The following is a 12,353-nucleotide window of genomic DNA, read 5'->3' as shown; positions in this document are numbered from 1 at the left end:
CCGCGTCAGGGCGCCAGCAGGCGCAGCGTGACCTCGCCGGCCGCCCAGCTTGCGGTGAGCCCGGTCAGGGACCAGCGCATCGCCTCCCGCCACCAGGGTGCGGGTGGCGCGGCGGGGATCCAGCGGAAATTCGGCGGCGCGGGGATGCGCAACTCGAAGGGGATTTCGGCGGCCTCGGCCGGGCCGTTGGCGGTCAGCGGCTGTCTCATGGCGACGATTAGAACAAAACAAGAACTTTGATGCAAGAGGGGATGCAAGACGGATCGCAGGACCGATATCCGCGCCGCACGGCTCGCCGGATCGGCTTTCCTCTGGACGGGCCCGCCAAGGCGCAAGAACATGGCGCGCGAGGAAGGAGCCCCAGATGGCCGATGACCCGATGCGCTCGCCCCTGCGGCGACGTCTGCTCGTGCTGCGGCTGGCGGCGCTGGGCGGCGCCTCGGCGCTGCCCGGGGTCGCGGTGGCGCAGGGGACGAAGTCGGGCGGTGGCGGGGTCCCGGATTCGGGCACGAAGGGCGGCGCGGCGCCCCCACGCCCAGCCCCCCCGCCCCGCGCCCCAGCCCGCAGCGGCCTGACCGACAACGATCCTTCGGACGAGCCGGGTAACGGCCGGGGAGGTAGCCAGCGCGCACCGCAGCAGGGCGGCGCCAGCGACAATGATCCCTCCGACCCGCCGGGACAGGGCCGCGGCGGTGGACAGCGCGCGCCGCAGCAGGGCGGCGTCAGCGACAACGACCCCTCCGACCCGCCGGGACAGGGCCGCGGCGGTGGACAGCGCGCGCCTCAGCAGGGCGGCGTCAGCGACAACGATCCCTCCGACCCGCCGGGACAGGGCCGCGGTGGCGGGCAGCGCGCGCCGCAGCGGGGCGGGGTCAGCGACAACGACCCCTCCGACCCGCCCGGCCAGGGCCGCGGCGGCGGGCAGCGCGCGCCGCAGCAGGGCGGCGTCAGCGACAACGATCCCTCCGATCCGCCCGGCCAGGGACGTGGCGGCGGGCAGCGCGCGCCGTCGGGCCCAACCGACAACGACCCGACCGACCCGCCGGGGCGCGGCCGCGGCCGTGGGCCGGACACCAAATCCACCTGAAGCCGGCGGCGGCAGGCCGGGGCGATCAGCCTATGTGGATCCCCCGGCCGGCGAAGAACCGGCCGAAGCTGTCCGGCGCCAGGCGGGCATCGGCGCGGCTTTCGGGCGTGTCACCCGAAGGGTTGTGGAAGCGCAGCCGTCCGGCTTCGTCCGTGCCGAACACCAGCACCAGGTGCCCGCCGCGCCGCGGCGGCTCACGATCAGGCCAGCGGATCGTCCCGTGCACCGAGGCGATGAACAGCCCGCCCCCGGCGACCAGCGCCGGGATCTCGCCCGGCTGCACGTCGAGGGCGATGCGCGCTTCGAGGCCAAGGCCGGCCAGCCACGCGACCGCGCCGGCATAGATCAGGCCGCGGATCGTGCCGTCCGGTTCCACGACGTAGCCGCCCTGCCCTTGGACCGCGCGGCGGATGACGTGGATCGGCGGCACCGGGCGGCCGCGCGCGCCGAGCGCCATCTGCAGGCAGGCGCAACCGCAGAGATGGTCGGCCCACAGGGCGTAGTCGGCCGCGCTGGCCGCCCCGGAGCCGTACCAGAGCGGATCGCTGGCGGGATCGCGGCCGGCGAGGAACTCCGCCACGAGATCGACGGATTCCCATTGCGCCCGATACGGGGGCACCTTTCCCGCCGCGTCGCCCGCGCCAAGCCCGGCGGGTGCGGGCGTCAGGCCGCGTCGTTCAGGTGGCACGCGCTGCGGTGGCCGGGGGCGACCTCCCGTAGCGCCGGCGCCTCCGCCTTGCAGCGGTCGAAGGCGAGCGGGCAGCGCGGATGGAAATGGCAGCCGGTCGGCGGGTTCAGCGGCGAGGGAATCTCGCCCTTCACCACGGTGAAGGCGCGCTTGCGGTTCTCGATCCGCGGCACGGAATCGAGCAAGGACCGCGTGTAGGGGTGGTTGGCGCGCCGGAAAATCGTCTCCGTCGGCGCCTCCTCCACGACACGGCCGAGATACATGATCACGACCCGGTCGGAGAGATGCTCCACCACGCTGAGATCGTGGCTGATGAAGAGGTAGGTCAGATCCAGCTCGCGCCGCAGGCGCATGAACAGGTTGAGGATCTGCGCCTGGATCGAGACATCGAGCGCGGCGACCGCCTCGTCGCAGACGATGAATTCGGGCTGCACCGCCAGCGCGCGCGCGATGCCGATGCGCTGGCGCTGGCCGCCCGAGAACTGGTGCGGGTAGCGGCGCTTGAAGGCGGGATCGAGCCCGGCGCGGCGCATCTGGTCGTCCACATAGGTGTCGAACTCGGAGCGCCGCGTCAGGCCATGCACCAGCGGCGCCTCGCCCACGATGTCGGCGACGCGCATGCGCGGATTGAGCGAGGCGTAGGGATCCTGGAAGATCATCTGGCGCTGCAGCTTGGATTGCCGCGCCGCCTCTCCCGTGAGCGTCCCGACTTCCTGGCCCTTCCAGAACACCTCGCCGTCCGATTGCGGCAGGATGCCCGCGACGATGCGCCCGAGCGTGGACTTGCCGCAGCCGGACTCGCCGACCAGGCCGACCACCTCGCCCTTCCGGACGCGCAGGTCCACCTTGTCCACCGCGTGGACGACTTCCTCCTTCACGTCGGCGCCGAGCTTCCTTGCAAGCTTCGCCGCGAGGTCGAGCTTCTTCGCGAAGCGGCGGCTGACGCCGCGCAGCTCCACCATCGGCGTCTCGGTGTCCGAGAAGGTGCGCGGGGCGTGCTCGGCGAGGCTGGCGCTCATGCCGCTTCCTCCCGGGGCTCGAGATGCGGGTGGTGGCAACGCGCGAGGCGGCCGGGCATCCAGGCGTGGAGTTCCGGCATCTCGGCGCAATCCTCCTGCGCGCGGGGGCAGCGGGCGCGGAAGGCGCAGCCAGGCTTGAGCGACAGCAGCGAGGGCGTCATGCCCGGGATCTGGCGCAGCGGCTCGCCGCGGCGGTTGCGGCTCGGCACGCTGCCGATCAGGCCGTGGGTGTAGGGATGCAGCGGATGGTCCAGCACCTCGCCCACATCGCCCTGCTCCACGATCTTGCCGGCGTACATCACGGCGATGTCGTCGGCGAGGCCCGCGACGACGGACAGGTCGTGCGTGATCCAGATCAGCGAGGTGCCGGTGGTGGCCGCGAGCTTCTGGACCTCCGCCAGGATCTGCCCCTGGATCGTGACGTCGAGCGCGGTGGTGGGTTCGTCCGCGACGATCAGGTCGGGGCGGTGCAGCAGCGCGATCGCGATTGCGACGCGCTGGCGCATGCCGCCCGAGAACTGGTGCGGGTAGGATTTCAGCCGCTCCTCCGGGGAGGGGATGCCGACCATGCCGAGCGCGTCGCGGGCGCGGGCGCGGGCTTCGGCCTCCGGCACCTTCTCATGCGCGAGCACGGTCTCGATCATCTGGGTGTCGACGCGCAGGACCGGATTGAGCGTCATCATCGGATCCTGGAAGATCATCGCGATCCGGTTGCCGCGGAGCTTGCGCATCTCCTCGTCGGAGAGCTTCGCGAGGTCCTGCCCCTTGAACAGGATCTGACCGTCCACGATGCGGCCCGGCGGGTCCACGAGACCCATGACGGAGAAGCCGGTGACCGACTTGCCCGAGCCGGATTCGCCCACCAGGCCCAGCACCTTGCCGCGCGGCACGGTGAAGGAGACGTCGTCCACCGCCTTCACCACGCCCGCGCGGGTGAAGAAGTGCGTGCGGAGGTTGCGGACCTCCAGCGTGGGGGTTTCGGTCACGCGCGCTACTTCTTGAGCCTTGGGTTCAACACATCCCGCAGATGGTCGCCCATCAGGTTGATGCTGACGATGGTGACCAGCAGCGCGATGCCCGGATAGAAGCTGATCCAGTACTTCCCGCTGAGCATGTATTCGTAGCCGTTCGCGATCAGCAGGCCGAGCGAAGGCTCGGTGATCGGCACGCCGAGGCCGAGAAAGGACAGCGTCGCCTCCAGCGCGATGGCGCGGGCCACCTGCATGGTGGCGATGACGATCAGCGGCGGCAGGCAGTTCGGCAGCAGGTGGCGGAACAGGATGCGGTGCGTCGGCAGGGCCAGGCATTGCGCCGCCTCGATGTATTCGCGCCGCCGTTCCACCAGCGCGGTGCCGCGCACCGTGCGCGCGTAATACGCCCATTCCACCACGACGATCGCGATGACCACGTTCATCACCGACTTGCCGAGGAAGGCGAGGATCATCAGCGCGACGAGGATGGCCGGGAAGGACAGCTGCAGGTCCACCACGCGCATGATGGCGCTGTCCGTCCGGCCGCCGACATAGGCCGCGAGCAGGCCGAGCGAGGCGCCGACGATGGCGGCGAGCAGCGCCGAGCCGGCACCGACCGCGAGCGAGATGCGCAGGCCGTACATGATTGCCGAGAGCATGTCGCGGCCCTGGTCGTCCGTGCCGAGCCAGTAGGTCATGTCGTCGGCGCCGTTGCGCGCGCCGGGCTCGAGCCGGCCGTCCATGATGTCGAGCACGGCGAGGTCGTAGGGGTTCTGCGGCGCGATCCAGGGGGCGAGGATCGCGACCAGCGCGATGACCGTGAACACCGCGAGGCCAAGCAGCGCCAGCTTCGATTCGGCGAATTCCGAGATGAATCGGCGGAACGGCGTCTCGACGCGGTCCCGGACGGGCGCCGCGGGCGTCTGGAGGGCGACGCTCATCTCACTTCCCCTCCAGCCGGACGCGGGGGTCCAGCAGCGAATAGGTCAGGTCCACGATCAGGTTGATGGTGATGAAGAGCAGCACGATGATCATCAGGTAGGCGACGATCACGGGGCGATCGAGCACGTTGATGCTGTCGATGATCAGCTTGCCCATGCCCGGCCAGGCGAAGATGCTCTCCGTCACCACCGAGAAGGCGATGGTGGAACCGAATTCCAGGCCGGTGACCGTGACGACCGGGATCAGGATGTTCTTGAAGACGTGCACGAAGGTGACGCGGAAGGGGCTGAGGCCCTTGGCGCGAGCGAACTTCACGTAGTCCATCAGCATCGTCTCGCGCACGCCCGCGCGCGTCAGGCGGATGACCAGGCTGATCTTGAACAGTGCCAGGTTCAGCGCGGGCATGAGCAGGTGCGAAAGCCCGTCCAGCGTCAGGAAGGACCATTGCAGGCCGAGGAACTCCGCCGTGTCGCCCCGCCCGGTGGAGGGCAGCCAGCCGAGCTGCACGGCGAAGACCATGATCAGCATCAGCCCGACCCAGAAGGTCGGCAGCGAGAAGCCGAGGATGGAGCCGGCCATGATCGCCTTGGAGCCGACGCTGTTCGGCCGGAGCCCGGCATAGAGGCCGAGCGGCAGGCCGATCAGAACGGCGCCGAAGGTGGCGGCGATGGCGAGCTCCAGCGTCGCGGGCATGCGCTGCAGGATCAGCTGCAGCGCCGGCTCGTTGAAGACGAAGGAGTTGCCGAGGTCGCCGCGCAGCGCCTTGCCGAGGAACACCAGGTATTGCTGCCAGAGCGGCAGATCGAGGCCGAGCGCGCGCACCGCGCGCTCGCGCTCGATCTGGTCAGCGTCCGGGCTGATCAGGATCTCGACCGGGTCGCCGATCGCGTAGACGCCGATGAACACGATCACCGACATCGCGAAGACGACCCCGAGCGCCTGGATCAGCCGCCGCAGCAGATAGACGCTCATCGGCCGGGTCCTGCCAGGGTCAGCGCGCGGCCGCGGGGCGGACGTCCTGCGCCCGGGTCAGCTCGTCCACGCGCGCGGCATGCGTCAGGTTCCGCCGCATCGCCCAGATGTTGGTCTGGATGTGGATCGGGATCACCGCCACGTCCTCGGCCGCCATCCGCTGGATGCGGATGAGCATCTCCTCGCGCTTCTTCTCGTCGAGCTCGACCAGCGCCTGGTCCAGCAGCGCATCGAGCTCGGGGTTGGAGTAGCGGCCGCGGTTGGAGGCGCCCCAGCCCTTCTCGCGGCTGACGGTGCCGATGATGTTGCGCATCGGATGGCTGCCATCCGGGTTGGACCCCCAGCCGATCAGGAAGGCGGAGTATTCCTGCCGCCCGGCGCGGCCGACGAACGTGGCCCAGGTCTGCGCCTCGACCGCGGTGCGAACGCCGACGCGCGTCCACATCTGGCCGACCGCCTGCGCGATGCGGGCGTCGTTGATGTAGCGGTCGTTCGGGCTGTTGAGCTGGATGCGGAAGCCGTTCGGATAGCCAGCCTCGGCCAGCAGGCGGCGGGCACCGTCCGGGTCGTAGGCGGGCGCCTGCACGTCCGGCACGTGGCTGAAGGTGCCGGGCGGCAGGAACTGGCCGGCGGGCGTCGCCGCCCCTTCCATCAGGCGGCTGGTGATCGCCGTGCGGTCGATCGCGATGGAGAGCGCACGGCGCACCCGCACATCCTTCAGCGGGTTGCGGCCCAGCGGGCGGCCATCGTTGTCGGTGATCAAGGGGCTGTTCTCGTTCGCCGCGCGCAGGTGGTCGAGGCCGAGGAAGATCAGCCGAAGGCCGACGGTCTCGCTGATGTTCAGCCGCTGGTCGTTGCGCAGCCGCGCAAGGTCGGTGGTCGGCACCTGGTCGATGAAGTCGAGGTCGCCGGCCAGCAGCGCCGCGGTGCGCGCGGCGTCATTGGTGACCATGCGGTAGCTCACGCGCTCGAAGGGGGAGACGCCGTCGAAATACTCGTTGTTCCGCTCGAACTCGATGCGGTCGCCGCTGCGGTGCTGCACCACGCGGAAGGGCCCGGTGCCGATGGCGAGCTGGCCGGAGTTGAAGCCCTCGGTCGTCGCATTCGCATGGGTCTGCGCGTCGATGATGCGCACATTCGTCATGTCGAGCGGCAGCAGCGGATAGGGGCTTGCGGTGTGGAACCGGATGGTCAGCGGATCCACGATCTCCATCCGCACGATCGGCCGCGAATAGGCCGCGAAGGAGGAGGGCGAGTTCGGCACGTTGGGCAGCCGCTGCAGCGTGAAGACCACGTCCTCGGCCGTGAAGGCGCTGCCGTTGTGGAAGCGGACATTCGGCCGCAGCTTGAACTCCCACACGGTCGGGCCGACCGCGCGCCATTCGCTGGCGAGGCCCGGCTGCATGCGCGCCTTGTCGTCCGTCTCGACCAGCTTGTCGAAGATCATGTCCGACACGGCGTTGTTCGGCGACAATTGGTGGTAGTGCGGATCGAGGGAGGTGACCGGCGAGCCCACGCCCATCGTCAGCGTCGTCGGCGCCTGCGCCATCGCGCCGCCCGCCGCCAGCGCCCATGCGGAAATGGCGGCGATGCCCGCCGCGCGGATGCTCTTGCCCAAGGCCTTCTCCCTTCGGTCCCTGATCTCCCCGAACGCATTCTGTAGCAGCCCGGCCGGGACGAGGCTAGTTTGCCGCCGGGCCGCCTTGGCGCTTGACGACCCCTTGCGCCGCACCGGTAGCATGCATCCCGCATCCCGGGAGTGTGCGATGACCGCCCTGCGCCTTGCCGCCGCGCTGACCGCCTGCCTTGCCGCACCCGCGCTCGGGCAGACCCTGACCATCGCGACGGGCGGGTCCATCACCTCGCTCGATCCGCATTTCTTCAACGCCGCGCCGAACAACGCGATCGCGGAGCACATCTTCGGCCGGCTGGTGGACCGCGACGCGCAGGCACGCATCAAGCCGGACCTGGCGGAAAGCTGGCGGCTGATCTCCGACACCGAATGGGAGTTCAAGCTCCGCCGCGACGTCACCTGGCATGACGGGCGCCCCTTCACGGCCGACGACGTGCTGTTCACGCTGAGCCGCGCGCCGAACGTTCCGAACAGCCCGGGCGGCTTCGGCGCGACGCTGCGCAGCGTGAAGTCGGCGAGCGCGCCCGATCCCTACACGCTGCGCATCGTGACGCATTGGCCGAACCCGGTGCTGCTGCCGGAACTCGCCAGCGTATTCGTGATCTCCCGCCACGCCGGCGAGGGTGCGTCCACCGAGGATTACAATGCCGGCCGCGCGGCGATCGGCACCGGCCCTTACCGCGTCGCGAGCCATCGCATGGGCGACCGCACGGAGCTTGCGCGCAACGAGGGCTACTGGGGCGGCGCCGAGCCCTGGGCACGCGTCTCCTACCGCTTCGTCGCGGCCGACCCCGCCCGCACCGCGGCGCTACTCGCCGGCGACGTGGACCTGATCGACCAGGTCTCGCCGGCCGACCTGCCGCGGCTGCAGCGCGACCAGCGCGTGACGCTCAGCCAGATCCAGTCGCTGCGGCTTGCGCATATGGGGCCCGACTTCTCGCGCGCCGGCCCCCTGCCCTTCGTGACGGACAACGAGGGGAAGCCGCTTGCCGCCAACCCGTTCATGGATGTGCGTGTCCGCCGCGCGCTGAACATGGCGATCAACCGCACCGCCCTGGCGGAGCGCGCGATGGACGGGCTGGCGAGCCCCGCGGGCCAGTGGCTGCCGCCCGGCGCGTGGTCGCACGACGCCGCGACGCAGCCGCCCGCCTTCGATCCCGATGGCGCGAAGCGCTTGCTTGCGGAAGCGGGCTTCCCCAACGGCTTCCGCATGACCCTGCACACCATGAACGACCGCTTCCCGAACGATGCGCGGCTGTCGCAGGCCGTGGCGCAGATGTGGAGCCGGATCGGCGTTCAGACGGCGGTGGAGGCGCTGCCCTGGGCGACTTATTCGGGTCGCGCGGCGCGGCAGGAATTCTCGATGTCGCTCGGCAGTTGGGGCAGCACGACGGGAGAGGGCCTTTCCTTCGCGAAGAGCGTGCTCGCCACCTTCGACCGGCAGCGGCGCACCGGCTCGGCCAACCACCGCCGCTTCTCCTCGGCGGAATTCGACGCGCTGCTGGAGCAGGCCGAGACCATCATGGACGAGGAACGGCGCGAGCAGGCGATCTTCGGACTGGTGCGGTGGTCGGCGCAGAACGTGCCGATGTTCCCGCTGGTCCATCTGAGCAATGTCTGGGCGCTGAAGCGCGGCCTGGTGCATGACGCGCGGATGGACGAGCGAACCCTGGCGATGGGCGTGCGGCCGGCGCGGTGACGACGTGGAGGGGTTGGCGCGCGCCTCGCGCGCCTATTCCTCCTGCGCGGGCGCCACGGGGAGGATCTGCGTCTCCTTCGGGCTGGCCAGGGCCAGGATCGTCTCGGTGCGCTCCACGCCCGGCTGGCCGCGCACCTCCTCCGAGACGAAGCGCTCCAGCGCCGCGACATCGGGCAGGCGCAGCTTGACCAGGTAGCACCAGGCGCCGGTGACGGTGTGGCATTCCAGCACCGCCTCCTGCTTCTTCATCGCCTTGATGAAGGGCGTATCGTCGCGCCCGGGGCGCATCGCGACGAAGACGAAGGCCAGCAGTGGGCAGCCGGCGGCGACCGGATCGAGCTCGATGCGCCAGCCGCGGATGACGCCCCGCTCCTCCAGCCGCTTCACCCGCTCCGCCGTGGCGGAGACGGAAAGGCCCGCCGCCTTCGACAGATCCGCGAGCCCCGCCGCGCTGTCCTGCTGCAGGGCGAGGATGAGGTTGCGGTCTATCTCGTCCATGGCGGCGCAGTGTAGCGCGTCGCCGGCCGAAAAAGGAACGGCCGAAACTTCGAATCACCGGAACTTCGTGGCGCGCCCTGCGCCGGCGCCCGCGGAACACACGAAACACGATCGCGACCGGCGCGACGCAAGGCCGAAACGCTGATTCGCCATACTGCCCCGGAGCGGCAGAGGACGAAGGAGGCGGCCATGCAGGGCGCTTGGGGGACGGCCACGGTGGATCGGACTGGCACAAGCGAACCGAGGGAGGAGGCGCCGGCCGCCTCGCTCTGGCTGCGCCATGTCCGCAGCTGGCTCGAGACGCTCTCCTACCGCCCGGAGCGGCGCTACATGCGGGGCGAGAAGGATACGGCGCCGGCCATTCGCGGCTGAGCGACCCGATACCGGGTCACCTGGCCCGCCCCCGCGTCACGGGGGCGGGCGAGGCGCTTCAGATGTAGTGCTCCGCCAGGGGCCGGAAGCCGTTGAAGGCTTGGCTGGCATAAGTGGTCACATAGGCGCCGGTGGAGAGAAGCTGCACCCGGTCGCCGCTCTCCAGCGCCAGCGGCAGGCGGTAGTTGGACTTCTCGTAGAGCGTGTCCGTGCTGTCGCAGGTGGGGCCGGCGATGGTCACCGGGCCTTCCTCGCCGCCGTCATGCGGCGTGCGGAAGGCGTAGCGGATCGCCTCGCCCTCGGTCTCCGCCAGGCCGCCGAAGCGGCCGATGTCGAGATAGACCCAGCGCACCGGATCGTCCTCGCCCTTGCGGGAGACGAGCACGACCTCGCTCTCTACCACGCCGGCGTCGCCCACCATGAAGCGGCCCGGCTCGATGACGATCTCGGGCAGGGCGTTGCCGAAATGCTCGGCCATCGCGCCCATGATCGCCGCGCCGAAATCGTCGATGCCCGGCACCTCGGCCCGGTAGCGCACCGGGTAGCCGCCGCCGAGATTGACCATGCGCAGCGTCACGCCCGCGTCGCGCAGGTCGCTGAAGATCATCGCGACCTGGCCGATGGCGGCCTGGTAGGCGTCGGTGCGGGTCTGCTGCGAGCCGACATGGAAGGAGATGCCATAGGGGTCGAGCCCCCATTCGGCGGCCTTCTTCATCAGCTCCACGGCCATCTTCGCCTCGCAGCCGAACTTCCTCGAGAGCGGCCACTCGGCCCCTTTGTTCTCGACGAGAATCCGGCAGTACACCCGCGCGCCCGGCGCGGAACGGGCGAGCTTGCGCAGCTCAGGCTCGGAGTCGAAGGCGAACATGGTCACGCCGGCCTCGAAGGCGGCCTTGATGGCGCTCTCCTTCTTCACGGTGTTGCCGTAGGAGATGCGGTCGGGCGCGGCGCCGGCGGCGAGGCAGGCCTCGATCTCCTCGAAGGAGGCGGCGTCGAAGGAAGAGCCGAGGGAGACCAGCCGGTCGAGGATGGGCGCGGCGGGATTGGCCTTCACGGCGTAGTAGACGCGCGCGAGCGGCATCGCGCCCAGCAGGCGGCGATAGTTCTGCTCCACGGTGTCCACGTCCAGCACCAGGCACGGCGTGGCCGGTGCGTGCGTGCACAGGAAGGCAGCGATCTTCGGGTTCATCGCGCCCCACTCCCCTTCGATAGTCGGAGACCGCCCGAGACAGGCGGCGGCCCCACAGTTGACGAAACGGTCCAACGAACCAGCGAAATTGGCCCTCGGGGTCGCCCCCTCGGGTGCCGGAACGCTTGACGTCGTTGCGTAAACCTTGCGCCGCGGTGACCTGGGTCCGGGTGCGCTCCTTATCGGGGGAGCGGCCGGCGGTTCCGTGGGCCTGGGGCCAGAGGCACGTGCGTACTGCGTCTGGCGGCGCATCTAGACGCGGGGGGCGGGGGTCGCAAGGGGAAAATCCGCCAGGGCGTAGATTTTTTCCCGAACAATGTAGAAGCCGCCGGAAAGAGGCCCGGAACCGGCCGGGGCGGCCGGCGGGTCATCCGGCGGGACGCGGGGACGGCAGGCGAATCCGCTTGCCGCGGCGGCGTGGACTCGCCGAGGCAGGTTGCGCGGCCCCCGCCCCGACCCTCCCGCGCACGCGGCGGAGGGAGATCAGGCTAGCGGATCAGGCCGGCCGTCGGGCTGGAGGCGTCGGCCCTGTAGTCGCGGTTCATCCGGCCCGCGAGGAAGGCCTCCCGCCCCGCGATCACCGCATGCTTCATCGCCACCGCCATGCGCACCGGGTCGCTTGCATGGGCGATGGCCGAGTTCAGCAGCACCGCGTCGCAGCCGAGTTCCATTGCCAGCGCCGCATCGGACGCCGTGCCGATCCCCGCATCCACCAGCACCGGCACCTTCGCCTGCGCCTTGATCGCCTTGATCATGTAGGGGTTCACCACCCCCATGCCGGAGCCGATCGGGGCGCCGAGCGGCATGATGGCGACGCAGCCCATCTCCTCCAGCCGCTTCGCCGCAACCGGGTCGTCGGCGCAGTAGACCATCACCTCGAAGCCGTCCTTGATGAGGGCCTCGGCGGCTTCCAGCGTCGCGCGCATGTCGGGGTAGAGGAAGGGCGGCGGGCCCAGCACCTCGAGCTTGACCAGGTTCCAGCCGCCCGCCTCGCGCGCCAGGCGCAGGGTGCGCACCGCGTCCTGCGCGGTGTGGCAGCCGGCGGTGTTGGGCAGGTAGGTGTAGCGGTCGGGCGGCACGTAGTCCTGCAACATCGGCGCGGACGAATCGGAGAGGTTCACCCGGCGCACCGCGACGGTGACCATCTCGGCGCCCGAGGCCTCGATGGCGCGGGCGGTCTCCTCCAGGTCCTTGTAGCGGCCGGTGCCGACCACGAGGCGCGAGCGGAAGCGGCGTCCGGCGACGGTCCAGCCCTCGTCGGCCTGCGGGATGCCGTCGGGCAT

The 12,353-nt window shown here is 70.4% G+C and carries 13 protein-coding genes; 3 read left to right on the top strand and 10 right to left on the bottom strand.

The genetic code is table 11. The annotated features are described in order from the left end of the window. Positions 1–5: 5 nt before the first annotated feature. Complete coding sequence (locus DFH01_RS08960) at positions 6–209, bottom strand: hypothetical protein (RefSeq protein ID WP_109870111.1); 204 nt, start codon at positions 207–209, stop codon at positions 6–8. A gap of 155 nt (positions 210–364) precedes the next feature. Here DFH01_RS08960 and DFH01_RS08955 point away from each other — a divergent pair, with 155 nt between their 5' ends. Beyond that, positions 365–1,087, top strand: a complete 723-nt coding sequence (locus DFH01_RS08955) for a hypothetical protein (protein ID WP_109870110.1) — start codon at positions 365–367, stop codon at positions 1,085–1,087. Positions 1,088–1,112: 25 nt separating this feature from the next. Here the strand turns inward: DFH01_RS08955 and DFH01_RS08950 are convergent, their stop codons facing one another. The 6 genes from DFH01_RS08950 to DFH01_RS08925 are packed head-to-tail and all read right to left on the bottom strand — an operon-like array spanning position 1,113 to position 7,297. Then, positions 1,113–1,706, bottom strand: coding sequence for a cysteine peptidase family C39 domain-containing protein (locus DFH01_RS08950; RefSeq protein ID WP_109870109.1), 594 nt, complete (start codon positions 1,704–1,706; stop codon positions 1,113–1,115). Positions 1,707–1,750: 44 nt separating this feature from the next. After that, positions 1,751–2,794: an ABC transporter ATP-binding protein gene (locus DFH01_RS08945; protein WP_109870108.1), complete on the bottom strand. Its 1,044-nt coding sequence runs from the start codon at positions 2,792–2,794 to the stop codon at positions 1,751–1,753. After that, complete coding sequence (locus DFH01_RS08940; RefSeq protein WP_109870107.1) at positions 2,791–3,780, bottom strand: ABC transporter ATP-binding protein; 990 nt, start codon at positions 3,778–3,780, stop codon at positions 2,791–2,793. Before DFH01_RS08940 ends, DFH01_RS08945 begins: the two co-directional genes overlap by 4 nt. 5 nt (positions 3,781–3,785) lie before the next feature. After that, the gene (locus tag DFH01_RS08935; RefSeq protein WP_109870106.1) at positions 3,786–4,706 is read right to left on the bottom strand and encodes an ABC transporter permease; all 921 of its coding nucleotides are present in this window, start codon (positions 4,704–4,706) and stop codon (positions 3,786–3,788) included. Between the two features lies 1 nt (position 4,707). Further along, complete coding sequence (locus tag DFH01_RS08930) at positions 4,708–5,679, bottom strand: ABC transporter permease (RefSeq protein ID WP_109870105.1); 972 nt, start codon at positions 5,677–5,679, stop codon at positions 4,708–4,710. Positions 5,680–5,698: 19 nt separating this feature from the next. After that, a complete protein-coding gene (locus DFH01_RS08925; protein WP_109870104.1) occupies positions 5,699–7,297 on the bottom strand; it encodes an ABC transporter substrate-binding protein in 1,599 nt (532 codons plus the stop codon). A gap of 148 nt (positions 7,298–7,445) precedes the next feature. On the opposite strand from DFH01_RS08925, the gene DFH01_RS08920 reads away from it, so the two are divergent. Then, the gene (locus DFH01_RS08920) at positions 7,446–9,011 is read left to right on the top strand and encodes an ABC transporter substrate-binding protein (protein ID WP_109870103.1); all 1,566 of its coding nucleotides are present in this window, start codon (positions 7,446–7,448) and stop codon (positions 9,009–9,011) included. A gap of 33 nt (positions 9,012–9,044) precedes the next feature. On the opposite strand, the gene DFH01_RS08915 is transcribed toward DFH01_RS08920, so the two are convergent. Next, positions 9,045–9,509, bottom strand: a complete 465-nt coding sequence (locus tag DFH01_RS08915; RefSeq protein WP_109870102.1) for an Lrp/AsnC family transcriptional regulator — start codon at positions 9,507–9,509, stop codon at positions 9,045–9,047. A gap of 189 nt (positions 9,510–9,698) precedes the next feature. On the opposite strand from DFH01_RS08915, the gene DFH01_RS08910 reads away from it, so the two are divergent. Continuing rightward, a complete protein-coding gene (locus DFH01_RS08910) occupies positions 9,699–9,881 on the top strand; it encodes a hypothetical protein (RefSeq protein WP_109870101.1) in 183 nt (60 codons plus the stop codon). A 58-nt stretch (positions 9,882–9,939) separates the two neighbouring features. On the opposite strand, the gene DFH01_RS08905 is transcribed toward DFH01_RS08910, so the two are convergent. Next, positions 9,940–11,070: a type III PLP-dependent enzyme gene (locus DFH01_RS08905; RefSeq protein WP_109870100.1), complete on the bottom strand. Its 1,131-nt coding sequence runs from the start codon at positions 11,068–11,070 to the stop codon at positions 9,940–9,942. A 488-nt stretch (positions 11,071–11,558) separates the two neighbouring features. After that, entirely contained in the window at positions 11,559–12,353 is a 795-nt protein-coding gene (locus tag DFH01_RS08900) for a thiazole synthase (protein WP_109870099.1), read from the bottom strand.

This window comes from Falsiroseomonas bella (assembly GCF_003173615.1).
Lineage (GTDB): Bacteria > Pseudomonadota > Alphaproteobacteria > Acetobacterales > Acetobacteraceae > Falsiroseomonas > Falsiroseomonas bella.
This window is presented reverse-complemented; position numbering and strand designations above follow the sequence as displayed.